Source organism: Pseudomonas sp. IPO3749, from assembly GCF_013386605.1.
GTDB classification, from domain to species: domain Bacteria; phylum Pseudomonadota; class Gammaproteobacteria; order Pseudomonadales; family Pseudomonadaceae; genus Aquipseudomonas; species Aquipseudomonas azotoformans_A.
Window position 1 is genome coordinate 28,240 of the sequence record NZ_JACARN010000033.1, and the last position, 23,937, is coordinate 52,176.

Annotated in this window: 22 protein-coding genes; 10 read left to right on the forward strand and 12 right to left on the reverse strand. The window is 62.6% G+C overall.

What is annotated here, in order from left to right; genetic code table 11:
- The first annotated feature begins 9 nt into the window (after window positions 1-9).
- From HX812_RS14150 to HX812_RS14165, 4 genes are read left to right on the forward strand one after another with little or no spacing between them, the layout of a single operon-like run.
- Window positions 10-1,875 carry a phytase gene (locus tag HX812_RS14150; RefSeq protein ID WP_038846124.1) on the forward strand — a complete coding sequence of 622 codons (1,866 nt, stop codon included), beginning with the start codon at window positions 10-12 and terminating at the stop codon, window positions 1,873-1,875.
- Window positions 1,876-1,921: 46 nt separating this feature from the next.
- Window positions 1,922-2,614, forward strand: coding sequence for a protein TolQ (tolQ, locus tag HX812_RS14155; RefSeq protein ID WP_038846126.1), 693 nt, complete (start codon window positions 1,922-1,924; stop codon window positions 2,612-2,614).
- Window positions 2,615-2,629: 15 nt separating this feature from the next.
- Window positions 2,630-3,076, forward strand: a complete 447-nt coding sequence (gene tolR / locus HX812_RS14160) for a protein TolR (protein WP_016980081.1) — start codon at window positions 2,630-2,632, stop codon at window positions 3,074-3,076.
- Window positions 3,073-3,840: an energy transducer TonB gene (locus HX812_RS14165; RefSeq protein WP_038846129.1), complete on the forward strand. Its 768-nt coding sequence runs from the start codon at window positions 3,073-3,075 to the stop codon at window positions 3,838-3,840. Before tolR ends, HX812_RS14165 begins: the two co-directional genes overlap by 4 nt.
- A gap of 7 nt (window positions 3,841-3,847) precedes the next feature.
- Here the strand turns inward: HX812_RS14165 and HX812_RS14170 are convergent, their stop codons facing one another.
- The 10 genes from HX812_RS14170 to HX812_RS14215 all read right to left on the reverse strand — a co-directional run bounded on the left by HX812_RS14170 (window position 3,848) and on the right by HX812_RS14215 (window position 15,919).
- The gene (locus HX812_RS14170; protein ID WP_038846130.1) at window positions 3,848-4,789 is read right to left on the reverse strand and encodes a D-isomer specific 2-hydroxyacid dehydrogenase family protein; all 942 of its coding nucleotides are present in this window, start codon (window positions 4,787-4,789) and stop codon (window positions 3,848-3,850) included.
- Entirely contained in the window at window positions 4,786-5,964 is a 1,179-nt protein-coding gene (locus HX812_RS14175; protein WP_038846131.1) for an acyl-CoA dehydrogenase family protein, read from the reverse strand. Before HX812_RS14175 ends, HX812_RS14170 begins: the two co-directional genes overlap by 4 nt.
- Before the next feature lie 10 nt (window positions 5,965-5,974).
- Complete coding sequence (locus tag HX812_RS14180; RefSeq protein WP_038846133.1) at window positions 5,975-6,658, reverse strand: peroxiredoxin-like family protein; 684 nt, start codon at window positions 6,656-6,658, stop codon at window positions 5,975-5,977.
- Window positions 6,655-8,004, reverse strand: coding sequence for an LLM class flavin-dependent oxidoreductase (locus HX812_RS14185; protein WP_038846134.1), 1,350 nt, complete (start codon window positions 8,002-8,004; stop codon window positions 6,655-6,657). The genes HX812_RS14180 and HX812_RS14185 overlap by 4 nt, the downstream gene beginning before the upstream one ends.
- 13 nt (window positions 8,005-8,017) lie before the next feature.
- Window positions 8,018-8,992 (reverse strand): ABC transporter substrate-binding protein, encoded by a 975-nt coding sequence (locus HX812_RS14190; RefSeq protein WP_038846135.1) that lies wholly within the window; start codon window positions 8,990-8,992, stop codon window positions 8,018-8,020.
- A gap of 156 nt (window positions 8,993-9,148) precedes the next feature.
- Complete coding sequence (locus HX812_RS14195) at window positions 9,149-9,514, reverse strand: ferredoxin family protein (protein WP_033897166.1); 366 nt, start codon at window positions 9,512-9,514, stop codon at window positions 9,149-9,151.
- A complete protein-coding gene (locus HX812_RS14200) occupies window positions 9,511-11,037 on the reverse strand; it encodes an FAD-dependent oxidoreductase (RefSeq protein WP_038846136.1) in 1,527 nt (508 codons plus the stop codon). The genes HX812_RS14195 and HX812_RS14200 overlap by 4 nt, the downstream gene beginning before the upstream one ends.
- Before the next feature lie 10 nt (window positions 11,038-11,047).
- Window positions 11,048-13,501: a TonB-dependent siderophore receptor gene (locus tag HX812_RS14205; RefSeq protein WP_038846139.1), complete on the reverse strand. Its 2,454-nt coding sequence runs from the start codon at window positions 13,499-13,501 to the stop codon at window positions 11,048-11,050.
- A 226-nt stretch (window positions 13,502-13,727) separates the two neighbouring features.
- Entirely contained in the window at window positions 13,728-15,311 is a 1,584-nt protein-coding gene (locus tag HX812_RS14210; protein WP_038846141.1) for a rhodanese-related sulfurtransferase, read from the reverse strand.
- A complete protein-coding gene (locus HX812_RS14215; RefSeq protein ID WP_033897171.1) occupies window positions 15,308-15,919 on the reverse strand; it encodes a cysteine dioxygenase in 612 nt (203 codons plus the stop codon). Before HX812_RS14215 ends, HX812_RS14210 begins: the two co-directional genes overlap by 4 nt.
- Before the next feature lie 212 nt (window positions 15,920-16,131).
- Here HX812_RS14215 and HX812_RS14220 point away from each other — a divergent pair, with 212 nt between their 5' ends.
- Window positions 16,132-17,037, forward strand: coding sequence for a LysR family transcriptional regulator (locus HX812_RS14220; protein ID WP_016980074.1), 906 nt, complete (start codon window positions 16,132-16,134; stop codon window positions 17,035-17,037).
- Window positions 17,038-17,144: 107 nt separating this feature from the next.
- A complete protein-coding gene (locus HX812_RS14225; RefSeq protein ID WP_038846144.1) occupies window positions 17,145-17,939 on the forward strand; it encodes a class II aldolase/adducin family protein in 795 nt (264 codons plus the stop codon).
- Between the two features lie 40 nt (window positions 17,940-17,979).
- Here the strand turns inward: HX812_RS14225 and HX812_RS14230 are convergent, their stop codons facing one another.
- Window positions 17,980-19,062, reverse strand: coding sequence for an LLM class flavin-dependent oxidoreductase (locus HX812_RS14230; RefSeq protein ID WP_038846145.1), 1,083 nt, complete (start codon window positions 19,060-19,062; stop codon window positions 17,980-17,982).
- Window positions 19,063-19,336: 274 nt separating this feature from the next.
- On the opposite strand from HX812_RS14230, the gene HX812_RS14235 reads away from it, so the two are divergent.
- Window positions 19,337-20,158: an ABC transporter permease gene (locus tag HX812_RS14235; RefSeq protein WP_038846147.1), complete on the forward strand. Its 822-nt coding sequence runs from the start codon at window positions 19,337-19,339 to the stop codon at window positions 20,156-20,158.
- Window position 20,159: 1 nt separating this feature from the next.
- Window positions 20,160-20,918, forward strand: a complete 759-nt coding sequence (locus HX812_RS14240; protein WP_038846151.1) for an ABC transporter ATP-binding protein — start codon at window positions 20,160-20,162, stop codon at window positions 20,916-20,918.
- Between the two features lie 8 nt (window positions 20,919-20,926).
- On the opposite strand, the gene HX812_RS14245 is transcribed toward HX812_RS14240, so the two are convergent.
- Entirely contained in the window at window positions 20,927-21,361 is a 435-nt protein-coding gene (locus HX812_RS14245) for a GFA family protein (protein ID WP_038846153.1), read from the reverse strand.
- Window positions 21,362-21,481: 120 nt separating this feature from the next.
- Between HX812_RS14245 and HX812_RS14250 the strand changes: the two genes are divergently transcribed.
- Window positions 21,482-22,372: a LysR family transcriptional regulator gene (locus tag HX812_RS14250; RefSeq protein WP_038846154.1), complete on the forward strand. Its 891-nt coding sequence runs from the start codon at window positions 21,482-21,484 to the stop codon at window positions 22,370-22,372.
- Window positions 22,373-22,435: 63 nt separating this feature from the next.
- Window positions 22,436-23,788 (forward strand): Fic family protein, encoded by a 1,353-nt coding sequence (locus tag HX812_RS14255; RefSeq protein ID WP_050572426.1) that lies wholly within the window; start codon window positions 22,436-22,438, stop codon window positions 23,786-23,788.
- The last annotated feature ends 149 nt before the right edge of the window (window positions 23,789-23,937 follow it).

Below are 23,937 nucleotides of genomic sequence, written 5' to 3' on the forward strand. Positions count from 1 at the left end.
TGATTGTTCATGAGAATTTCCAAGCTGTACCTGCTGATCGCGTTGGCTGCTTGCTCGCCGATCATGGCCGCTGACCTGGCGCTGACGCCTTGGGCGCCGAGCCTGAATGCGCAAGCGCTGGCTTTTCTGCCGGGCCGCACTGAACGCCTGACCGCCAGCACCCGCGACGGCCTGCAATTGCTCGACCACCAAGGTGCCGAGATTGCCCGCTTCAAAGGCAATTTCAGCAGCCTTGACACCCGCGCTGCTGGCACCCAGGTGCTGGTAGCCAGCCTCGACAACGACCGCCAGCAAGCGCTGTTGGTGAGCCTTTATGCCGCGAGCAAAACCTTTGGCAAACCGCTGTACCTGCCCACCCGCGACTACCCGGTCAATGGCCTGTGCCTGTTCCGCGACGCAGCTGCCAACCTGTTTGTGTTCCTGGTGGGGGAAGAGGGCAAGGGCGAGCAATGGCTGGTAGGCAACGGTTCGACGTTGTTAGGCGAGCCTCAGCGCGTGCGCGGTTTGCCATTGCCGCCGTCGGCACAGTTCTGCCAGGTGGATGACGCGACCCAGCAGTTGCTGGTCAATGAAGAAAACGTCGGCTGGTGGGCCTACCCGGCGCACCCGGAGGCGGAGGTGAAACGCACGCCGGTGGCATTGTTCGACAACCCCAAACGCGAGGCCGGCGCCATGGCGCTGGTGCCGGGCGGGGTGGTGGCGCTGGACCCTAAGACCGCCCAACTGCATCTGTTCCAGCAAACCGGCGAGCGTTGGGTCGAACAGGGCAGCCTGACGCTGCCAGGCTTGAAAGAGCCGGAGCAACTGAGCGTCAACGGCCAGCATGTGCTGGTGCGGGATGACGACACCGGAAAACTCTACCAGGGCACGTTCGACTGGAAGCCCAAGCCTGTGGCCGCCGAGCCGGTGTTGCCGGAAGTCGCCGCCCTGCGCCAGACCGACCCGGTCGGTCGCCAGGGGGATGCGGCGGATGACCCGGCGATCTGGATTCACCCCGAACAACCTGCCAAAAGCCGCGTGCTGGGCACCAACAAAAAGCAGGGCCTGCTGGCCTATGACCTCGATGGCAAGCTGCTGCAGGAACTGGCGGTCGGCCGCCTGAATAACGTCGATGTGCGCCCCAACTTCAAGCTCGGCGCGCACACAGTCGATCTGGCCGTGGCGAGCAATCGCGATCACAACAGCCTGAGCCTGTTCAGCATCGACCGCCAGAGCGGCGAACTGCGCGACGCCGGTGAAGTGCCGACGCCGCTCAAGGAAATCTACGGCATCTGCCTGTTCCAGCCTGCCAGCGGTGAGATCTACGCGATCGCCAATGGCAAGGACGGGACCTTCCTGCAATACCGCTTGAGCGCGCCGGACGGCCGGGTGCAGGGCGAGTTGGTGCGCCAGTTCAAAGTCGACAGCCAACCCGAGGGCTGCGTGGCCGATGACCAGCGCCAGCGCCTGTTCATTGGTGAAGAAGACGTCGGCGTCTGGGCGGTGGATGCCCGTGCTGACCAACCGGCCACGCTCACCAGCGTGATCAAGGTCGGCCCGCAGTTGCATGCGGATGTCGAGGGCCTGGCGCTCTACCAGAGCCATGAACGCGACTACCTGGTGGTCTCCAGCCAAGGCAATGACAGCTACCTGGTGCTGGATGCCGAGCCACCGTTCGCCACCCACGGCGCCTTCCGTGTCGGCCTGAATGCGGCAGCGGGGATTGATGGTGCTTCGGAAACCGATGGCCTGGAAGTCACCGCCATCAACCTCGGCGGACCCTGGAGCAAAGGCCTGCTGGTGGTGCAGGACGGCCGCAAGCGCATGCCCGAGCAGACCCAGAACTTCAAGTTCGTGCCTTGGGCTGAGGTGACCCGCGCACTTAAATTGCCGTAGGCGTCATCACCCGGTCATCACTTTTTAATCGAATAGGAGCTTAACCATGCACGCGACGATGGAACATATGACGATCTGGGGTTTGATCAGTGACGCCAGCCTGTTGGTCAAGGCGGTGATGGTGACGTTGCTGCTGGCCTCCTTGCTCAGCTGGTACCTGATCATCCAGCGCGCCAGTGTGTTGCGCCGCCTGGAGCGCCAGTTGAAGGGTTTTGTGCTGCGCTTTCGTAGCGCTGCGGACTTGCAGCCGCTGTACCGCGAAACCGTGCAGGCGGGCGAGGGCGGCATTGCGCCGATCTTTATCGCCGGGGTGCAGGAATACCAGCACCTGCAGGGCCACGATCCGGCCGTATTGGAAGGGGTCGAGCGCGCGTTGCAGGTGGCGATTACCGAGCAGGAAATCGAGCTGGAAAAGGGCCTGCAATTTCTGGCGACCGTGGGTTCGGTCAGCCCCTACATCGGCCTGTTCGGCACCGTGTGGGGCATCATGAATTCCTTTATCGGCTTGTCCCAAGTGCAGCAGGCCACGCTGTCCACCGTGGCGCCGGGCATTGCTGAAGCACTGATCGCCACCGCCATTGGCTTGTTTGCCGCGATCCCGGCGGTAATTGCCTACAACCGTTTCGCCGCACGTGGCCAGACTCTGCTGACCCGCTACTACGCCTTCGGCAACGAGCTGCAAGTGCGCCTGCACCGCACCTTGCGCGGTACGCCGATCAACCTGGCCGTGGCCGCCTGAGCAAGGAGCAAACCGATGTTGACCAGGCCGCAACGCAAGCACGGGCCCAAGGCCGAGATGAACGTGGTGCCTTACATCGACGTGATGCTGGTGCTGCTGGTGATCTTCATGGTCACCGCGCCGATGCTGACCCAAGGCGTAAAAATCGAGCTGCCCAAGGTCGCCGCCGAGGCCCTGGCCACCGACACCCGCCAACAGATCCTCACGCTGTCAGTGAAGGCCGACGGCGGCTACTACTGGAACCTGGGCGGCGAACTCGACACCACCCACCAGACCGACAGCGCCGTGACCCTGGATGAAATGGGCGCCAAGGTCATGCAGGTGGTGGCGGCGCGCAGCGACACCCAGGTGTATATCCGCGCCGACGACAACGCGGGCTACGGCCGGGTCGTGGCGGCCATGGCGGTGTTGCAGAAGGGCGGTGTCAGCAATCTGGGGTTGGTGACCGAGGCCCCGCAATGACGGCGATGATCATGCACAGTCCGATGCTGGCGGTGGCGCCTGGGGAGTCTTCCGGGTTCTGGAGAAACAGCGTGGCGGCCAGCCTCGCGGTGGCGCTGCATGTGGGCGTCCTGGCGGCGCTGATGCTGGGCGGGTCGACAGATAGACCGCCGATGGAAACGCCGAGGGTGATGCATACCCAGTTGGTGATGATGCCGCCAGCGCCGACGCCAGCTCCCGTGCCTGAGCCTGTGGCCGTCGCAGCGCCTGCGCCGGAGCCTGTGGTGATTCCCGTGCCGGCGAAACCGGTGATCGATCCACAGATCCAGGCACAAAAACTGGAAAAAGCCGCCTTGGCGCGCAAGCGGGTCGAGGAAAAGCAGCTGGACCAGCAACAGGAGCGCCTGGCCACTGAACAGCGCAATCGCGAGCTGGAACAGCAGCGCCTGGCCCAGGAGCGCCTCGCTGCGGAACGCGCACGCCCTGCAGCACCGGCCGCCGCGCCGGCCTTCGACAGCCGCCAGTACCAACCCTTGAGCAAAGAGGCGCCGGACTATCCGGAGCGTGCCCTGGACAAAAACATCGAAGGCGATTGTTCGGTGGAGTACACCGTCAACACCCAAGGGCGTGTCGAAAATTCCAAGGTGCTGGACGGCTGCCATCCGCTGTTCATGCGGCCTTCACTGGCGGCGGCGAATACCTTTCGCTACCAGCCGAGGATCGTCGATGGAAAGCCCGTGCCTGTGCCGGCAGTGCGCAATACCTTCCACTACCGCATCAAGTAGACGGCGATCAATTGGCGCGGTTGTAGAGCTCAACATTGGCGACATACCGCTCCAGATTGGCCAAAAACGTCTCGGCAATCTCCTCCTTGCTGTTGGTCGAAATGGCCGAGGTATGCGGTGACAACCGCACACGCGGATGGCTGTACAAAGGATGCCCATCGGGCAGCGGCTCCGGCTCGGTCACATCCAGCGATGCCAGCCCTATCTGACCATTGTCCAGCGCTTCCAGCAGGGCCTCCTGATCCAGTAACCCACCGCGTGCGATATTGATCAGGTGCAACCCCGGCTTGGCGCTGCCCAGCACGTCACGGTTGATGAGCTGCCGCGTGGACTCGGTCAGCGGTGCCGCCACCACCAGGTGATCGGCGCGGGCGAACAGGTCGTGGATGTCCTGGGCGGCGTCGACGCCCGCGCTGAACGGCGCCTGGCTTTGGCGCAGCGCTACGACCTTGATCCCCAGGGCCAGGGCTTTTTGCGCGAGGCGTTCGCCTATCGCACCAAACCCCAGGATGCCCAGGGTGGTGCCCTTCAGTGGACGCAACGCGGTGAAATTCCACTGCGAATCCTTTACCCAGATGTCCGGCAAATGCTTGGCGGCGGCAAAGATCGCGGCCAAGGCGAACTCGGCCAGGTTGTCAGCGGCACTGCCACGGGAGGTGGTCACCGGCGGGCCGTTGAACAGCCACTGCGGGTAGAAATCGATGCCCGACGACACCAGGTGCACCCATTGCGCGCCGTACGGCCAACCCGGTGGTGGGGTGTCCGGTGCGGTGTAGCCGCGCACATTGATCGGGCGCAGCAGCAGGATATTGGCCTGGGGCGGCAGGTCGCTCGGTACGCCAACGGGCACGCCGATCACCTGGGCCTCGGGATGGATCTTTGCCAGGCGCTCGCGAATCACTTCATTGAAATCTTCGTCCAGCTGGCTGGCGATAATCACCTGACTCATGTGCGTTCCTTCTGGCGTTGGGCGAAGACGGCTTTGCCGACGCCTTGCAATACGGCGTCGTTCTGCGGGGTATGCACGCGGCTGCACAGCACGTCGCGGTAATGCCGTTGCAACGGGCTATGGCGCGACAGGCCGGGGTTGCCCGAGGCTTCGATGGCCAGCTCCACGGCGCGAATCGCATTGTTGGTCACCAAGTACTTCAACTGGGCCGCATGGGCGGCGGGGGTGTGGCCTTCGGCGGCAGCGTCGAGCAGGCTACGGTTGGCGAACAGCAGGGTGTCGATATGGCCGACGGTTTCCTGGAAGCGCGGCAGGGTCGACAGCGCAGCACCGAGGTTGGACGGTGCGCGTTCTTCCAACCAGTTCACCAGCCAGTCCCGCGCAGCCTGGGCGACGGCGTCGTATACGGAGGACAACAACACCGACATCCACAGGAAACCTTCGCCATCCAGCTCCGGCGACGGCGCGCTCCAGGGGCTGACGCTGACGGCGTGGTCCAGCGGCACCAGTACGTTGTCGAGCACCACTTCATGGCTACAAGTGGCGCGCATGCCCAGGTGGTCCCAGGTGTCGATGATGGTCACGCCGGAACTGTTTTTGGGCACCAGCCAGGCGCCTACCAGGGGGTCGGCATCGTCACTGCGGCCCCACACGCTGAACCAGCTCAGGCCGTGGCTGCCGGTGGAGTAGATCTTGCGGCCGCTGATGCGCCAACCCTCGGCGGTGCGCACCGCAGTGGTCGCCGGCAGGCCACCACGGGCCGGGGTGCCAAGGTCGGGTTCGACGCGCAGGGCGTTGATCAGTGCGCCGTTGCGCACGGCGTCTTCGGCCACTTGGGTGCGCAGGTGGGCGGGCCAGGTCTTGCTGTCTTGCAGGCGTGTGTGTTGCAGGTACTGCATCACCAGGATCAGCGCGGTGGACGGTTCGCCCTTGGCAATCGCGCTGATGGCCTTGCGCGCCTGTGGCAGGCTGGCACCGCCGCCGCCCAGGGCCTTGGGCACGGTGAGGGCGACCAGGCCATGCTGGTGCAGTAACTGGAAGTTGGCATGGGGGAAAGCGCCGCTTTCGTCATAGACGTGCGCGGTGCTGGCCAGCTCGGTGGTGAGGCGTTCGAGCAGGGCGTCGAAGTGGGCGACTTCCACGGAGCGTAAGGAAGGTTGCGAGGATTGGCTCATGGGCGTGTCCTTAAATCGCGAGTTGCACAGGCTGTTGGGCAAGCAGCCGTTCAACGGCTTGCAGCACCGGCTCAGCTTCCGTGCGCACCAACCAATCCGGGCTCACTTCCACAAACGCCACGCTGCCATCCCTGGCAATCACCACCACCGTTGGTTGCGGCAATTCCCAGGTGCCGGTACCTGTGGTTTCTCCGATGGGGTTACCCTTGGCCAATGCGGCGTTGCGCGACGCCTCATCAAAACTGTAGAGAATGCCCAGGCGTCGGCCGAGGTTGTTGTCGGGGTCACTGGCCACCAGCAACTGCAGGTTATGACGGGTCTTGATCTCCACCAGGCGTTCCGGCACCTGCGGGCTCACCGCTACCAGCGGCACACCGAGTTCGCGCAAGCGTGGGTAGAGTTGGCGCTCGTAATAGGGCAGGGCGATGTTGCAGGCCGGGCAGCCGGCAAAGCGGAAGAACACCAGCACCGCCGGGCCGTCGGCCAGCAGCAGCTCACGGTTCAACTCGCCGCCTTCTACGGTGAGCAGGGTGAACGGGTCCAGTTCGTCGCCCACCTGTACGTAGTCGTCGGGTCGCGCTTCATCCACCAGGCGCTGGCGCTGGTCGATATTGATCTTCAGCGACTCCGGCGCCCAGGTCGCAACGCGCTCGGCGTGCAAGTCGGCCAACTGACGGTTGAGGGATTCACTCATGCCAGCGCCTCCTGCTGCTCTTCAACCTCGGCGGCGACGCTGTAGCGGTTGACCGGCACCGCCAGGCCCAGGTTGTCGCGCAGGGTCTGGCCACTGTAGTCGGTGCGGAACAGGCCGCGTTGCTGCAACACCGGCACCACCAGCTCGGTGAAGTACTGCAAGCCATCCGGCAGGACCGAATTGATGATGAAGCCATCACTGGCGCCGGTTTCGAACCAGGTCTGTATCGCATCGGCGACTTGCTCCGGGGTGCCGACAAAATCGCGTTTGGGGCGCGAGAAGCGCAGGGCCACTTCACGCAGGGTCAGGCCTTCGTCCTTGGCCAGTTGCTTGATGCGGTCGGAACCGCCTTTCTGGCTGTTGGAACCCAGGTCACCGAGTTCCGGGAACGGCGCGTCCAATGGGTACTTGCTGAAGTCGTGGTCGTTGAATGGGCGGCCGAGGGCGACGATCGCATCCTCCACGGTGACCAGGTCCACGGCCTGCTGGTAGCGGCTCTCCACTTCGGCCTGGTCGCGGCCGACAATCGGGCGGATACCCGGCAGGATCGACAGGCTGTTGGCGTCACGCCCAAAGTCTTTGGCGCGGCGCTTCAGGTCTTGGGCATAGGCCAGGCCTTCCTCGATGCTGTCCACATGCACAAAGATCGCGTCGGAGTTTTCTGCGGCGAAGTTGCGTCCATCTTCGGAGGTGCCGGCCTGGAAAATCACCGGCTGGCCCTGACGTGAACGCGCGATGTTCAGCGGGCCTTTTACCGAGAAGAACTCGCCCTTGTGATTCAGCGCATGCAGCTTGCTTGGGGTAAAGAATTCGCCGGATTGCTTGTTGTAGGCAAAGGCATCGTCTTCCCAGGAATCCCACAGGCCCTTGACCGCGTTCACGTGTTCCTTGGCGATGCGGTAGCGCACGGCATGGGGTGGGTGCTCGGCCTTGCCGAAGTTGTCAGCGGTGCCGCTCAGCCAAGAGGTGACCACGTTCCAGCCGGCACGGCCGCCACTGATATGGTCCAGGGACGAGAACTGGCGCGCCACCTGGTAGGGTTCGGTGTAGCTGACGGTCACGGTCGCCACCAGGCCGATGTGGGTGGTGATCGCTGCGAGCGCCGACAGGATGGTCAGCGGCTCGAAACGGTTGAGGTAATGCGGGCTGGATTTGGCGTGGATATGCAGGCTGTCGGCGATAAACACGAAGTCGAACTTGGCGGCTTCGGCCAGTTCAGTCTGCTGTTTGTAGAAATCAAAGCTGGTGCTGGCGTTGGGTTGGGCGTTCGGGTGGCGCCATTCGCCCCAGCCGTGACCGACACCGTGAACCATTGCACCCAATTTTAAATGGCGTGGCTTGCTCATGTTCTGCTCCTGATTAGCGCGAGGCTTGGGAAAGGGGGACACGCTTGGCGTTGAAGCTCTTGTCAAAGCCCTGTGACACGTCGATATGCTTGAGCAACAGGCCTTCTTTTTGGTAGGTGTCGGCGGTCGCTTGCAGGCCACTGATGACCGCGTCGTCGATGGCGACTGGGGTCAGGTGGGTGTCCTTGGCGACTTCCACATGTACGGCCAGCGGTAGGCCGGTGATCTTGGCCTGGGCGGCCGCGTATTCATTGGGGTGCACGTTGGCCCAGGCATAGGCGCGATCAAGACGGGCGACAAAGTCATCCAGTTGCGCGCGCTTGTCGGCGATGGCCTGGCTGGTGGCCGCGAGGTACAGGTGATTGCTCAACAGCTTGTTGCCGCTGATCAGCACGCGGGCCTGGCTTTGCGAGGTGACCACGGTGGTGTACGGGTCCCAGGTGGCCCAGGCGTCGGCGGTGCCGTTATCCAGCACCAGGCGCGACTCGCTCGGCAGCAGGAAAATGAATTGCACATCCTGGGTGGTCAGCCCGGCGGTGGCCAGGGCCTTGATCGCCAGGTAATGGCCGATGGAACCGCGCCCGGTGACGATTTTCTTGCCCTTGAGGTCGGCGACGGTTTTGATCGGCGAGTCCTTGGGCACCAGTACCGCCGTGGTGTTTCGGCCTTCGGCGTGAATGATGCTGACCACCTTGAGCGAAGCACCGGCCCCCAGGGCGAACACGTAGGGCGCGTCACCGAGGGCGCCGATGTCCACGGCGCCAGCGTTCAGTGCTTCGCCCAGCGGAGAGGCAGAAGGGAACTCCGACCATTGAATCTGATAAGGCACATTTTTGGCTTCGCCGGAGACTTCCAGCAGCGCCTTGATCGTGGATTTCTGATTGGCCACGCGCAGCGGTTGCAGGTCGGCGGCATGGCTGCTGCCGATCAGGCTGAAGGCGAGGGCGGTGCCCAGGAGCAGGCGCTTGAAGGGGGTGGTAAAGACCATGGGATACAGGCTCCAGGCAGATCAAGAAGGGGTTCGTTTACCTCCGCCTGGAGAAGGGGTCGGTGAGTGAGTTAACGTTATTCCCATAAAAACCCGCTGTGAAGTTCTTTTTGGTTATATGTTAATTATCAAAATAATTTATTATGAGTTGATTGATTATTCACTAATTGCATTTGTTGATGGGGTGCGGGCGAGCGCGAAGATGCCATCCATGCGCCAGTGCTCGTTGCGATGGGCAGGATCATCGGCCCATTCGTCCCACCCGGAGTCGCGGCGGTATTGGCCGAGCAAGCCGGCTTCACGCACTGCCACGGGGTCAGGATGACGCAGGTGTTCGACGTCCGGGTCGACGTACAGCGCGTCGCTGCTGCAATACAGCTCGCACATGAAGCAGGTCTGGCAGGCGTGTTGGTCGGCAATCAGCGGTTTGCCGGCTGTGTCGGCGGCCAGCACATTGGTGGGGCACACCGCGACGCATTGGCCGCAGCCGTTGCACAGGTCGGAGTAGATCAGTTCGATCATTGGGGTTGGCCTAGATGGATTGAGTCAAAGCGCGCCTGTATCTGGTCCACGCCCGACAGCCGCAGATGCGCGTCGTACTGCGAGCGCTGCCCAGGCGTATCGCTACGCTGATGCATGCCACGACTCTCCTTGCGCAGCGCGGCGGCGGTGTAGCACCAGCGCGCAGTGGCAGCCATGGCGGCGGTTTCGCGGGCGCGCAGGGGGTTGCCGGTGAGGGGCGTGGATTGCAACTGGTCCCAGACGTTGTCGAGTTCACGCAACGAACGCTCCAGTTGATGGCCGTTGCGAAACAGGTTCTTGTCCAATGGATGCACTTCGGCCTGGATACGTTGGACCAACTTTGCGCTGCCCCCCGAGGCACCTTCGAACCCGCGTAGCGCGCCGTGATACGCGGCCTTCTGCCGTGCCAGTCGCGCGGCTCCACGGCCCGCCCATTGCCCGGTCGACAAGGCCCACGCCGAGTTCTGCGCACCACCGCCGGAGGTGGCGCCGGCAATCGGTTCACGGCTGGCGGCATCACCGGCGGCGAAAACGCCGGGCACGCTGGTCTGGCAATCATCATCCATCAGCCTCAGCCCGCCGACGCCACGGATGGTGCCCTCAGGGTGGAGGGTCACGGCAAATCGCTCGCGGTAAGGATCAACCCCGCGTCGGTCAAACGGCAGCATCAGGTTCGGCTGGATACTCGGCAGTTGCGCACGGATGTCCGCAGGCACTCTATTCAAGCGGCAATACACCGGGCCATTGAGCAGTGCCTTGGCCAGGTCCTCGGTAAAACTCGGACCGCCATTGATGCCCAAGGGGCGATCCGCCGCATCGAAGTACTCACCAAAGCTGTACACCATCGAACGGGTCATGCTGCTGCCGGCCGCCGCGATGCAGTAGTAGTTGGAGAACTCCATGCCCGACAGTTCGGCGCCGGCTTCGGCCGCCATCAGGTAACCGTCGCCGGTGTTGGTGTGGCTGCCCAGCAAGCGGGAGAGGAACGCACACCCTCCGGTGGCGAGTACCACGGCGCCGGCGCGGATCAACCAGTCGCCGCCGGCCTGGCGTCGCCAGCCACGGGCGCCGACGACGCTGCCGTGGTCGTCGCGCAGCAGTTCCAGGGCGGGGTGGTGATCGAGAATCTTCACGCCGCTGTCCAGCACCCGACGGCGTAGGCCGCGCAGGTATTCCGGGCCACGCAGGCCACGGTATTGGGTCTGGCCCTGTTCGTTTTGCGGGAAGGCGTAGTAGTCGCTCAAGCCTGGCAGGCTGGTCCAGGTGGTCTCGATGGCGCGGGCCATCCAGCGTGCATCCGCCAGGCCGTAGGCGGTGCCCAGGCGTTTGTCGATGGCGGCTTCGCGGGCGCCGGGCGGCACCCACCAATGGCCAGGCCCAGCGGTGGCGGTGACGCCGCTGGTGCCGCAGTAACCTTTGTCTACCAGGATCACGCTCACGCCTTCGCGTGCAGCGGCGATGGCGGCCCAGGTGCCGGCCAATCCACCGCCGACAATCAATACGTCACAGTTCAATTCAGTCATCGCCCAGGCCTCAGAAGTTGTATGCCAGGCGCGTGTAGTAATACGCGCCGCCAAAGCCGAAGGGCGAGAACTGCCCGTATTCGTAACCACCAGCCCAGTCCTTGATGCCTTTTTTGTCGGGGTAGACGTTGAACAGGTTGTTGGCGCCCACGGCGATGGTGAAGTGCTTGTTGATGTCGTAGGCGGCGTCGATATCGCTGATCCACTTGGCGCTGAACGTGCGGTCGTTGATCGGGTTGTTGTCGCCTTCGGTGTAGCTGCCGAAGCGGGTCAGGGCCAGGTTGAGGGTGTAGGCGGTGACTTTCCAGTTGGCTGCCAGGATCAATTTGGATTGCGGTGTGGCGACGGTCAGGTCCTTTTGCAGGCGGCGGTCGAAAATCTGGTAGTTGGCGCCCAGGCCGGCCAGCGCGGGCGGGGTGTCCTGGAGTTTTTCGATCTTGGTCTGGTTCCAGTTGTACGCCAGGCTCCAGCGCACTTGGCCGTACTGGTCCAGTTGCTGGCGGTATTCGTTGATGATGTCGACGCCACGGGTGCGGGTGTCCACCGCGTTGGTGTAGTACTGCGCGTACAACCCGGGCGACAGGCCGTTGGCGACCAGCACCTGGGACACCGCCGGCCCGCCCAGCAGGCTGGTGGACACGATGCGGTCGCGGATGCCGATCTGGTACAGGTCGGTGGTCAACCGGTAGTTCTGCGTGGGCTCGTAGGTGAAGCCGAAGCTGTAGTTCAGCGACTTCTCCGGCTTGAGTTTCTCGGCGCCCAACGCCTGGGCTTCAGGCGTGTCCACCGGCAACACCTTGACCGGCACCGAGACCTGCTGGCCGTTGACCACGCCGCCGGAGGTAAAGGTGGATGACGCGTAAATCGTCTGCGCCAGCGAGGGCGCACGAAAGCCGTTGTTGATCGTGCCGCGCAGGGCAAACTCAGGGGTGAGCTTGAAGCGTGTCGACAACTTGCCGCTCCAGGTGCTGCCGATGTCCTGGGTGTAGCGCTCGTAACGCGCAGCGGCGCCGACGTACCAGCGGTCGGTCACGTCCAGGCCCAGGTCGACATAGCTGGCGACGTTGCTGCGGCTGATCTCCCCGGCATCCGCTGTGCTGGTGCCGTTGTACGAGGCCAGCCCCGGCAGTGGCGTCTGCCCGGCGAACGGGCCGCTCGGCAGAACGTAGTTGCCGGGCGTATAGGACGCATAGTCACCGGCTTCGATCTGGTACTTCTCCCAGCGGTACTCAAAGCCGAACGCGGTTTGCAGCGGGTGGGCAAGGCCGATATCAAAGCGGCGGCTGAGGTCCAGGTTGTTGGTCCACTGGTCGAAGATCTGCGAGGCCAGGTTGAACGAGGTCGGGCTGGTGGGGCCCCAGGACGGGTTCAGCGTGTTGTTGGCATTGAGCGTGGAGTCGTCTTCGCCCCAGGTCGAGCTGATGTCGTAATCCCAACCGCCGACCAAGCCCTTGAAGCCGCCAGCCACCTGGAAGTCCTTGGTGCGGTTGCGCCGTTGCGCGTGGATGCCGTCGGGGTAGGGCGTGTTCGGGTCGCCGGCGAGGGAGGTGATCTCGTTGGGGCGGTAGTTGCCGGTGACCTTGGTGGTTTCCAGGTAGCTGGCGGTGGAGAACGAGTAGAACTTGAGGTCGTCCTGCAGCGGCAGTTCCAGGTTGTAGCTGGCGTTGGTGACCTTCTCGCGGCCCAGGCCATAGCTGGGGTTCCAGCCGTGGCGGTTGACGGTCTGGTCGCGGCTGTCGGGTGCGGCGGCGGTGCCGTACAGGCGCCCGGTGGCGCTGCCGGTACGGTCGAAGGGTTCCTGTTCCTTGACGTCCAGCGCCAGGTTGGCGAAGCCGTCGTTGGGCAGCGCCAGGCCGTAGTTGACGGTCTGGTGCACGGTGTCGCCATCGCCCGCACCGTAGCGGCCGAACGAGGTTTCAGCGCTGCCACCGCTGTCGTTTTCCTTGAGGATGATATTGATCACCCCGGCGATTGCATCCGAGCCGTACTGGGCGGAGGCGCCGTCGCGCAGTACTTCGATATGGTCGATGGCCGACACCGGGATCAGGTCCAGGTTGACCGGCACCGCCGCCGTACCGATGCGCGCCAGGTTATTGATCAGCGCGGTGTTGTGGCGGCGCTTGCCGTTGACCAGCACCAGCACCTGGTCACCGGACAGGCCGCGCATGGTCACGCCGCGGACCGACCATGAGGTGCCGCCGCCGTTGATCGCCGGCAGGTTGAAGGACGGCAACAGACGCGCCAGCAGTTCCTTGAGGCCGACCTTGCCACTGGCTTGCAGCTGCTCGGCGCTGATCACGTCGATGGGCGAGGGGCTGTCGGCGAGGGTGCGGGCCTGGTTGCCACGGTTGCCGGTGACGACGACGGTGCCGAGGGTTTTGTCGGGGTCTTCGGCTTGGGCCGGGAAGTTGATGGCGAGCAGGCTCAGCGCTGCTGCGCAATAGTGAAAGCGCGATGGAGGCATGGGGGATTCCTGGCGGTCATTGTGGCGAGGGAGCTTGCTCCCGTTGGGCTGCGAAGCAGACCTTTGCAAGTCACTGCGTTCCGTCAGAAAGAGCGCGAGCGGTTGCCTGGGGTCGCTTCACGACCCAACGGGAGCAAGCTCCCTCGCCACAGGGGTTCAGCCTCCGCCTGGAGAGGGGTCGGATGTCGGGCCTGCACCCGGTGTGGGGGCAGGCAGGTTGGGTGAGTCAGATCACGTAGAAACCATGGGTGCCGTCGCGGGCCAGTTGGTCGACCAGGCCGAATTCCCAATCCAGATAGGCCTGCATGGCTTCCTTGGGGTTGTCGGTGCCTTCGTACGGGCGGCGGTAGCGGTCGATGCGCGGTGAGGCCAAGTGAGTTTCACCTTCTTCCAACGGCAGTTGCGCGTTGATCCAGCTAGCGGTGCCGTCCTGCAACAGGAACACCTGCTTGCCGGTGAGGGCTTCGACTTCGGCCACCGCCAGGCGCGCCAACTGGCTGCTGCCGCAGGTCAGTACGTAGCGTTGCGCGGCGGGCACCTTGGCCAGGGCCTGGGGCAGTTGCGCGCGCAGGGCCCACCAGGCACCGGGGATGTGGCGCTTGACGTAGTTGGCGCTGGCGGTGAAGTCCAGCACCACGGTGTCGCCATGGCCGAGCCAGTCGCTGAGGGTGTGCGGGCTGATCAGTTCGGCTTGCGCGGGTGCCGGAACCGGCGCGACCCAGGCGCCTTTGTCGCTGAAGTGCGCCGGTTGCAGGTTATCCAGTACGTACACTTCCCAACCCAGTTGCGCCAGCCAGGAGGCGGACATGTTGGCGCGCACACCGTCGTCATCCGCGAGTACCAGGCGTGCGCCACGCACACTGGCGACGTGGTCGGTTTCCTGCACCAACTGGCCGCCGGGCGTGGAGCGCGCGCCTGGCAGATGACCGGCTTCAAATTCTTCCGGCGTGCGTACGTCGAACAGGTAAGTAGTACGCGTTGCTTCCTGCTGCCAGGCCTGCAGATCGGCCAGGGTCGCACGACCCACGCGGGCTTTGTCGGCAACGCGGCGCGCATCGGCGGCGGCGACCTGGCGATGTTCTTCCGAGGTCGGTGCAAAACGCCGCGACTGGCCATGGGCGAGTTTTTGCCCGGCCAGGGTCCAGCCGATGGTGCCGTTGCGCAGCGCTGACACCGGGTTGGCCACGCCGGCATTGATCAGCGACTGGGTGCCGATAATGCTGCGGGTGCGTCCGGCGCAGTTGACGATAATGCGCGTGGCCGGGTCCGGCGCCAGCTCGCGGGCGCGCAACACCAGCTCGGCACCAGGCACGCTGATGCCGGTGGGGATGCTCATGGTCTGGTATTCGTCGAAACGCCGCGCATCGAGCACCACCACATCGGCCTGGCTGTCGAGCAGGGCCTGTACTTCTTCGGCGGCCAGCGACGGTGTGTGCCGCTCGCTTTCTACCAATTCACCAAACGCCTTGCTCGGCACGTTCACGTCGATGAACAGCTCGCCACCGGCCTTGCGCCAACCGTCCAGCCCGCCTTCAAGCAGGCTGACCTGGGTGTAGCCCAAGGCGACCAGGCGCTCGGCAGCACGGGCCGCCAGGCCTTCGCCGTTGTCGTAGACGGTGACCTGCGTATCACGCCGTGGAATGCGCGAATACACCTCCAGCTCCAGTTTGGACAGCGGTATGTTCGCGGCGAACAGCGGGTGGGATTCGGCAAACGGCGCCTCTTCGCGCACGTCGATCAGGGCCACTTCTTGATGGTCCAACAGGGCCTGGCGAAGCTGGGCAAAGCTGCGGGTGGATACAGTCGTCATAGGGCAGGGCTCTTTTCTTTGGACAAATCCCAGATATTCGGGAGGAAGGCGTTGGAATAACCGGAGATAAACAGTTTCTCGCTGCCGTCGGGTTGGTACACCGCCCGGCGCACCGCACCGATGTTGGCGCCGTACACATGGATGCTGATGGACACCTGGTCGCTGTGGGCATTGCTCACCTGGTGGATGTCGCCGACCTTGGGCGACACGGCTTCAACCTGGCCCGGCACCAACTGGATCGGTTTGCCTTCAGCCACCAGGCGGCCATCCGGCGCGCGCTCGAAGCCTTGGGAAAATTCCGCACCGCGCAGCATGCCGATCAGGCCCCACACCCGGTGGTCATGGATCGGTGTGCTTTGCCCCGGCCCCCACACAAAACTGACGATGCTGAAGCGCTGACGCGAGTCGGCATGCAGCAGAAATTGCTGATAGCGCTCGGGATCGGGCTGGGCGAACGCATCGGGCAGCCAGTCGTCATGGCTGACCAGTTGCGCCAGTAGCTTGCCGCCACGGTGCAACAGGTCGCCTTCGCGTGGATTGCCGTCGATCAATTCCGCCAGGGCGCCGATGAAGGCTCTGAGTCTTTCGGGGTGCTTGGCCTGGGTCATGACAATTCCATGGTCGGTGGTGATGGGATTATCTAAGCATAATGTTTATAGTTAATATGCTATTTTTTAATGATTAGCTTATAGCTGAAGGTAATTTAGAACCGGTCTGAATAGCGTTAGACGTTATCGATCACAGCGCGGGCTATCCAGACAGCGTTCCTGCAACTATGCTTCGCACACATCTTAATGACTGTTCTCTATGTGCGGCCCAAATGAAAATTGACGATATCGATGCCTTTGTCGAAGTGATTCGTTGCCAGTCCATCAGCCATGCCGCCGAGTCGTTGCAACTGACCCAGCCGGCCATCACCCGCCGCGTGCAGAACTTCGAGCAGGCGCTGGGCGTGGAGCTGTTCGATCGCAACACCAAGCCCCTCAAGCCTACGCTGATCGGCACCCGCGTCTACGAGCAGTGCCGGCTGATCCTGCGCGAGATGGATGCGCTGCGTGAACTGGTGGCCACCGACGCACCGCCCACCGGCGTGCTGCGCCTGGGTGTGCCGCAGACCATCGGTGATGTGGTGCTGCTGGATGCGCTCAAGCACCTGCGTACCGAATACCCGGACCTGCGTGCCCAGGTCGCCACGGGCTGGGGCAGCCAGTTGGTCGGCAAGATCGAGCGCGGCGAGTTGGATGCGGCGGCGGCGTTGTTCCCGGCGGGCAAGATCTTCCCGGACAATATCATCGGCGAGTCCATCGGCAAGATGGAACTGGTGGTGGTCTGCGCCAAGGCCCAACTACCGAAGAAGCCCTGCAAACTGGCGGATGTGTACCAGAATGGCTGGATTCTCAACCCGGACGGCTGCGGTTTCCGCGCGGGGTTGCAGCGGACCCTGTCCGATCAGGGCCTGGCATTGCGGGTGAACTTGGAGACTTTTGGTACTGAGCTGCAATTGGGCTTGGTGGCGGACGGCCTCGGCCTTGGCCTGGTGCCACGTCCGTTGCTGGAACGCAGCGCACACCGTGAGCAACTGGCGGTGATGCCGCTCAAGGACTTCAAGCCGGTGATGGACCTGTGGCTGATCTATCCGCACTTCCTCGGTAACCTGCAGGGGCCGGTGGATGCGTTTGGCAAGTGGGTCGCGGCCTCGTTGCACAAGATCAAGGATGCAGCCTGATATGAAAAAAAATAATAATTAGCTTAGATTAAAATGTGCTTTTTATTATTTTTTTGCATCCCCTAGGCTTGCCTGGAAGTCCTTAAGGCCATCCAGGAAGTTTTGCCATGAGCAGCGTCACCTCGATTTCCAGCGTTTCCACCAATGTTCGCCAGCGCGTCACTCCGGAAGAATGGGAAGTGCGCGTCAAACTGGCCGCCGCTTATCGCCTGGCGGCCTTGTACAAGTGGACCGACCATATCTACACCCACTTCTCCGCCCGCGTACCGGGCCCGGACGAGCATTTCCTGATCAACGCCTTTGGCTTGTTGTTCGATGAAATCAGCGCGTCCAACCTGGTCAAGGTCGACCTTGACGGCACCATCGTCGACGACCCTACCGGCCTGGGCATCAACTATGCCGGCTATGTGATCCACAGCGCCATTCACGGCGCACGCCACGACCTGCAAGCGGTGCTGCACACCCACACCCGCGACGGTATTGCGGTGTCGGCGCAAAAAGACGGCCTGCTGCCGATCTCCCAGCATTCCATCGGTTTCTCCGGGCGCGTGGCGTACCACGGGTATGAAGGCGTTGCCCTCGACCTTGACGAGCGTGAGCGGCTGGTCGCGGATTTGGGTGACAAGAGCGTGATGATCCTGCGTAACCATGGGTTGTTGACGGCGGGCGTCAGTGTTGAACATGCGTTCCAGCAGCTTCAGCAGTTGGAGCGGGCGTGCAATATCCAGGTCGCGGCGCAGGCGGCGGGGAATGCGGAATTGATTTTCCCGCCGAGGGAGGTGGTGGAGAAGGTTGAGCAGCAGGCCAAGGTGTTTGCCAGTGGTGATGGGCCGGGTGTGGCGCGGCATTGGAATGCGTTGATCCGGCAGTTGGAGCGCAGTGATACCGACTACAAGAACTGAATCTTCAGTGGGGGAGTTGGCTCACCAACTCCCCTGGGGATCAAGCCACTTGCTGGGCCTGCTCGCGTTCAGCGATCAACTGGCGGGTGAGAGGAATCAGGCGTTTGCCATAGTCAATGGCATCATTCAACGGATCAAACCCACGGATCAGGAACGTGGTGATCCCCAGATCGTAGTAATCCACCAACGCCTCCGCGACTTGCTCAGCGGTGCCTACCAGCGAGGTGGAGTTGCCCTGTGCACCGAGCAACCCCGCAATCCCCGTCCACAAACGTTTATCCAGCCGAGATCCCTGCGCGGCTGCCGCGAGCAGCCGGCGCGAGCCTTCATTCGGCGGTTCACGCCGCACAAAGCCATTTTTTTCGGCCAACTCGGTGGCCTGCTGCAAGATGCACTCGGCCCGTGCCCACGCCAGTTCTTCGGTCTCGGCAAGGATCGGCCGCAACGACAAACTGAAACGAATCGTACGCCCATGCTTGGCCGCTTCGGCCCGCACCTGGGTCACGATCTCACGCACTTGTTCGTAAGTTTCGCCCCACAGCGCGTACACATCGGCGTGCTTGCCCGCTACTTCGATTGCGGCTTTGGACGAACCACCAAAATACAGCGGGATGTGCGGTTGTTGCGGCGACTTCACCGTGGAATGCGCGCCTTCGACCTGATAGTAGGTGCCCGAAAAATCGAAGGGCTGTTCGCGGGTCCATTCCTGGCGCACCACGCTCAGGTATTCGTCGGTACGGGCGTAGCGTTCGTCTTTACCGATGTGGCTGCCGTCGGCGCGCAATTCGCGATCATCGCCGCCGGTGATGATATGCACCGCCGTGCGTCCACCGTTGAACACGTCCAGGGTGGCGAACTGGCGTGCCGCCAAGGTGGGCTGGGCGAAACCTGGGCGGTGCGCGATGAGGAATTGGAGTTTTTGGGTCACGCTGGCGGCGTGGGAGGCGATCAGCGTGCTGTCCGGGCTGTTGGAGTGGAAGGCCACCAGTGCGCGGTCGAACCCGGCCTCTTCGTGGGCGCGGGCCACGGTCTCGACATAGTCGGGTTGCAGGGTCGGGCCGCTGCGCGGGTGGATCTCGGAAGCGTGATGGCCGCCGATGTAGCCGATGAATTCGATGCTCATGGTCTGTCCTTGTCTTGGGTGTGATTGGCACCTCCACCGGGCAGGGGGTCGGTTATTCGCGTCCAAAGTAGGGGCAGGGGCAAGGCCTGTAAAATGCCGATTGGTTCTAACCTAATTATTAAAATGTAGAATCATGATTTGGCTTTTGTATCAGTAATTTGCATTTTGTGCGCATTAGGTTATTCCTACAAAGACTTTCACGACGGTTTTTTATGCGATTAGCATGACCCTGCAACGGCGCGCCTGGCCGTGACTTTTAGGGAATGAAAGCCTGATGAGCGAGACGATCACCATCAACAAACGCGAGAGCGCAGCGAAAGTGGTGCGCACTTGGCGCCCTCCCGATGCCTTGCTACGGCTGATCAGTCCTATTGTGTTGTTGCTGCTGTGGGAGCTGGCGTCGCAAGTGGGCTGGATTCCTGCACGGGTCATCGCGGCGCCCTCGCAGATTGGCGGGACGTTATGGGCGATGATCGCCTCCGGCGAGCTGGGCAAGCACCTGCTGGTGTCGTTGCAGCGAGCGTTGTTTGGTTTGAGTATCGGCGTGAGCATAGGTGTGGTCGCGGCGCTGATTTGCGGCCTGTCCAAGCGCGGCGAGGTGGTCCTCGATTCGCCAATGCAGATGCTGCGCACCATCCCGTCCCTGGCTCTGGTGCCGCTGTTTATCCTGTGGTTCGGCATCGGCGAGTTCACCAAGATCGCGCTGATCGTGACGGGCACGACCTTCCCGGTTTACCTCAACCTGTTCGCCGGTATCCGTAATATCGATCCCAAATTGATCGAGGCCGCCAACACGCTGGGCCTCAACCGGCGTGAGCTGATCTGGCATGTCATTCTTCCAGGCTCGCTGCCGTCTTTCTTTGTCGGCCTGCGCTACGCCCTGGGCATTTCCTGGCTGGCCCTGGTGTTTGTCGAACAGATCAACACCACTGCCGGTATCGGCTTCCTCGCCAGTGACGCGCGCGACTTCATGCGCACCGACGTCATCGTCATCTGCCTGTTGATCTACAGCGTGCTCGGCCTGTTGATCGACGGCCTGATCCGCACCCTCGAACGCTTCGCCCTGGCCTGGCGGCCATCCTTTGTGAGGAACTGACATGTCGACGCTAGAAGCTCCCGTACAACTGCGCAACGTGGTTCGCCAGTTCGGCCAGCAGCGGGTCATCGATGGCCTGGACCTGGACATCGCCCCCGGCGAATTCGTGGCCTTGCTCGGCGCCAGCGGTTCCGGCAAGACCACGTTGCTGCGCAGCCTGGCCGGCCTCGACAGTATCGACAGCGGCCAACTGCGTGTGCCCAAGGCGCGAGCGGCGGTGTTTCAGGAGCCGCGCCTGATGCCCTGGAAGCGCGCCTGGAAAAACGTGGTGCTCGGCTTGCGCATTCCCGACGCCAAGGCCCGTGCCGTGCAAGCCTTGACCGAGGTCGGCCTGGCCCATCGCCTGGAGGCCTACCCGGCCACCCTGTCCGGCGGCGAAGCCCAGCGCGTGGCCCTGGCCCGAAGTTTGGTGCGCGAGCCGAAGTTACTGCTGTTGGATGAACCGTTCGCCGCCCTCGACGCCCTGACCCGCATCAAGATGCACCGCCTGATCATCGAGCTATGGCGCAAGCATACCCCGGCGGTGTTGTTGGTGACCCATGATGTGGACGAGGCGATTCTGTTGGCCGATCGGGTGATCGTGCTGGCGGATGGCAAGGTGGCCGAGCAACTGACGATTGATCTTCCCCGCGCACGGGACACCGGTCAGGATGGGTTCCAGGACATTCGCGCGCGCTTGCTGAGCCTGCTTGGGGTAGAGGTGGATACATCAACAGCAAGGCCCGCAGTGGCCAATCTACGTCGAGTCGCGCAGCGCTAAGGTCGCGATCATGCCGTCAGCTCCTGGGCGAAAGCTTCCGGTGTCGGGCTCTGGGGCCAGCATGGCACGCCGTCCGGCAACACCAGCCATGGCTGTTTGCGGCTGACCCAGATATGCGCGACCGGTGCCAGCTCAGGGCTGGTGTGCAAGGTGCCGACCCGCAAAACCCGCAGGCCCGGCGCGGCGCTGGTGGTGTTGCTGATACGCGTGTGACACCGCGCGCACAGCTGGTGGGTCGAGTGCTGGCCGTCCATGTCGTAAGCGTACTCGGTCTGCGGCCCCTCGACGCTCAAGGCTCCCGCCGGTAGCAGCGTGTGCAGGGCGAATGCGCTGCCGCTCCAGGTCTGGCAATGGCGGCAGTGGCAGGCATAGATCGCGGGCAGCGCCGGCAGTTCCACTTGGTAAGTGACAGCGGCGCAGCGGCATTGGCCAGTGAATATCATCGACTTCAAGTCCTTTCCTGTGAGCGTGGGCGCAAGGCCCATCGGGTATGCTCGCCAGCTTGCCCCAATGGCAACCCAAAGAACATTCGCCAAAATGGCCCACCGGCTCACAGGAAATGTATGAACGCCCCTCAACTTCAATGGGAAACCCAGCGCGCTTTCCTGGCTGTGTTGCGCACCGGCAGCCTGTCGGGTGCGGCACGCTTGCTCGGCATCGCCCAGGCTACCGCGCGGCGGCGCATCGAGGCGCTGGAACAGAGTGTGGGCGTCAGCCTGTTTATTCGCTCGCCCCAAGGTTTGCTTCCCACGGACATGGCTCGCGAACTGATCGGCCATGTGGAAGCCATGGCCGTTGCCGCCAATGCCTTCAACCGCGCGGCCTCGGCGGACAGCGCGGTGGCCGCTGGTACAGTGCGGCTCACCAGCGGGCAGTTACTCGGCGTTGAGGTTCTACCGCCACTGTTGCGCACCCTGCGCCGCAGCCATCCGCAATTGGCCATGGAGTTGAGCGTGTCCAACCGCCTGCAGGCATTGGCCCTGCAAGAGGCCGACGTCGCGGTGCGCATCCGGCGGCCCACCGAGTCCAGCGTGGTCACCCGCAAAGTCGGTGACTTGCACGTCGGGCTCTATGCCACGCCCGAATTGCTGGCAGAGCAGGGAGTGCCGGACTCGATCGTGCAATTGAAGGATTTCCCGTTGATCGGGCCAGACCGCAACCTGGCAGAAATCGAATTGCTCCAGCAGCAGGGTTTCGACTGCACCAGTGAGCGCACGCAGATTCGTACCGATGACCACCTGGCGCAACTGGCGGCCTTGCGTGCTGGCCTAGGCATTGGCGTATGTTCCAGTCAACTGGCCCAGCGGTATGGCCTGATGCGAGTGCTGCCGCAGCAGGTGGGTTTCGACGTGGATGTGTGGGTGGCCATGCACCAGGACATGCGCCGGGTGCCGCGGGTGGCGGTGGTGTTCGAGGCGGTAGGGGCGGGGTTGGCGGAGTTCCTTACGGCATGAGCCTTGACACTGCGAAGCGCTCGCGCAACGATCAACGCAATTTTCATAAATTGAGTTTCATTCATGGCGAAAGTCCACAAGCCGACCGATTTCAATGTCCTGTTGAACCAGTACGGCATGCAGGTATTTGAGCTCGCCCGCACTTTCAAGGCGGTCGATGACAAAGGCCGCTACCTGCATTGGGATGAGTTTCGTCGGTATCCCTCGCCAGGGGTACAAAAGGAGGCAGCGTGGGCGGCAATCAAGCTGTCCCGGGCCTGTGGCAGCAAGTCTCTGGAGCTTCGCAGTGCGTGCGGCAGCCCGTTTTTCCTGTGCACCACCGAGTTTTGCGAAGCGGTGATTCACGCTATCGAACAGGTGACCTCCAGGCTGGGGGGCGCCGCGGCGTCTTCTCCCCACTACCGAGACAACGCCAAGTACCTGGTTGACGCGTTGATGATGGAAGAGGCCATTTCCAGCGCGCAATTGGAAGGGGCGTCGACGACCCGCAAGATCGCCAAGGACATGTTGGCCAAGGAGCGCGCACCTCAGAATGATGATGAGCGGATGATCCTCAACAACTATCAACTGATGAAACATGCCAAGTACAACAAGGACGAAAATCTGTCTGTTGCGTTGATCTGCGAGTTCCAGAGCATCGCGACGGCCGGGGTTGATGAGGAGGATGCCCATCCTGGCCATATCCGTGAGGATGACGACATTTTTGTGGGCGGCCCAACGGATGAAATCATCCATCAGCCACCTCCAGCCTCGCTGCTGCCCGTCAGGCTTGAGGCCCTCTGCCTGTTCGCCAATGATCTGCATGATGGCCAGGACGGCAGGCCCTTCATCCATCCTGTGGTCAAGGCCATCATCCTGCATTTCATGATTGGCTATGAGCATCCCTTCCGGGACGGAAACGGGCGGACTGCACGTTGTCTGTTTTATTGGTTCATGCTCAAACACGGCTATTGGCCATTTGAATACATTTCCATCAGCACACTGCTCAAGGAAGCACCCATGCAATATGGGCGTTCCTATGTGCATACGGAAACCGACGCCTTTGACTTGACCTATTTCGTGACCTATCAGTTGCGGGTGATTGAGCGTGCAATCAAAGCGTTCATGCAACATTTCGAGAACAAACGGCAGGAGGCCGTTGAGCTGACGGCCTGGGTGCAGACACTGCAACTGAAGGGCGGGCTGAATTACCGGCAGGGGCATTTCTTGAAGAAAGTGCTCCAGCATCCGGGGCGGATTTTCACGCCCAAAGAGCTTACCCATGACTACGATATTTCGGAAAACACTGCCCGAAATGACTTGGAACGATGGGTCGGGATGAAGGTGTTATCCAAGGTGCAAGAGGGCAAGGGCTTTCTGTACATCGCCAGAGAGGATGCACAGGCCAATTTGATAACAATCGCTTCCAGGCATTGATCGAACACAAAAAAACCGGCTGATCAGGCCGGTTTGGGGTTCCCGCCAGCAGCGCGGGATTAAACGTTGTTGCCTTGCAGACGATCAGCACCGCCTTCAGCCAGGCCACGTTCTTGCAGACGATCAGCACCACCTTCAGCCAGGCCACG

What these genes read in the sequence shown, in the direction of transcription:
- HX812_RS14150 (WP_038846124.1), top strand. Translation starts at nt 10, where the DNA reads ATGAGAATTTCCAAGCTGTACCTGCTGATCGCGTTGGCTGCTTGCTCG.
- HX812_RS14235 (WP_038846147.1), top strand. Translation starts at nt 19,337, where the DNA reads ATGAGCGAGACGATCACCATCAACAAACGCGAGAGCGCAGCGAAAGTG.
- HX812_RS14215 (WP_033897171.1), bottom strand. Translation starts at nt 15,919, where the DNA reads ATGACCCAGGCCAAGCACCCCGAAAGACTCAGAGCCTTCATCGGCGCC.
- tolR (WP_016980081.1), top strand. Translation starts at nt 2,630, where the DNA reads ATGTTGACCAGGCCGCAACGCAAGCACGGGCCCAAGGCCGAGATGAAC.
- HX812_RS14230 (WP_038846145.1), bottom strand. Translation starts at nt 19,062, where the DNA reads ATGAGCATCGAATTCATCGGCTACATCGGCGGCCATCACGCTTCCGAG.
- HX812_RS14165 (WP_038846129.1), top strand. Translation starts at nt 3,073, where the DNA reads ATGACGGCGATGATCATGCACAGTCCGATGCTGGCGGTGGCGCCTGGG.
- HX812_RS14200 (WP_038846136.1), bottom strand. Translation starts at nt 11,037, where the DNA reads ATGACTGAATTGAACTGTGACGTATTGATTGTCGGCGGTGGATTGGCC.
- HX812_RS14250 (WP_038846154.1), top strand. Translation starts at nt 21,482, where the DNA reads ATGAACGCCCCTCAACTTCAATGGGAAACCCAGCGCGCTTTCCTGGCT.
- HX812_RS14170 (WP_038846130.1), bottom strand. Translation starts at nt 4,789, where the DNA reads ATGAGTCAGGTGATTATCGCCAGCCAGCTGGACGAAGATTTCAATGAA.
- HX812_RS14220 (WP_016980074.1), top strand. Translation starts at nt 16,132, where the DNA reads ATGAAAATTGACGATATCGATGCCTTTGTCGAAGTGATTCGTTGCCAG.
- HX812_RS14245 (WP_038846153.1), bottom strand. Translation starts at nt 21,361, where the DNA reads ATGATATTCACTGGCCAATGCCGCTGCGCCGCTGTCACTTACCAAGTG.
- HX812_RS14240 (WP_038846151.1), top strand. Translation starts at nt 20,160, where the DNA reads ATGTCGACGCTAGAAGCTCCCGTACAACTGCGCAACGTGGTTCGCCAG.
- HX812_RS14190 (WP_038846135.1), bottom strand. Translation starts at nt 8,992, where the DNA reads ATGGTCTTTACCACCCCCTTCAAGCGCCTGCTCCTGGGCACCGCCCTC.
- HX812_RS14185 (WP_038846134.1), bottom strand. Translation starts at nt 8,004, where the DNA reads ATGAGCAAGCCACGCCATTTAAAATTGGGTGCAATGGTTCACGGTGTC.
- HX812_RS14225 (WP_038846144.1), top strand. Translation starts at nt 17,145, where the DNA reads ATGAGCAGCGTCACCTCGATTTCCAGCGTTTCCACCAATGTTCGCCAG.
- HX812_RS14255 (WP_050572426.1), top strand. Translation starts at nt 22,436, where the DNA reads ATGGCGAAAGTCCACAAGCCGACCGATTTCAATGTCCTGTTGAACCAG.
- HX812_RS14205 (WP_038846139.1), bottom strand. Translation starts at nt 13,501, where the DNA reads ATGCCTCCATCGCGCTTTCACTATTGCGCAGCAGCGCTGAGCCTGCTC.
- tolQ (WP_038846126.1), top strand. Translation starts at nt 1,922, where the DNA reads ATGCACGCGACGATGGAACATATGACGATCTGGGGTTTGATCAGTGAC.
- HX812_RS14180 (WP_038846133.1), bottom strand. Translation starts at nt 6,658, where the DNA reads ATGAGTGAATCCCTCAACCGTCAGTTGGCCGACTTGCACGCCGAGCGC.
- HX812_RS14175 (WP_038846131.1), bottom strand. Translation starts at nt 5,964, where the DNA reads ATGAGCCAATCCTCGCAACCTTCCTTACGCTCCGTGGAAGTCGCCCAC.
- HX812_RS14210 (WP_038846141.1), bottom strand. Translation starts at nt 15,311, where the DNA reads ATGACGACTGTATCCACCCGCAGCTTTGCCCAGCTTCGCCAGGCCCTG.
- HX812_RS14195 (WP_033897166.1), bottom strand. Translation starts at nt 9,514, where the DNA reads ATGATCGAACTGATCTACTCCGACCTGTGCAACGGCTGCGGCCAATGC.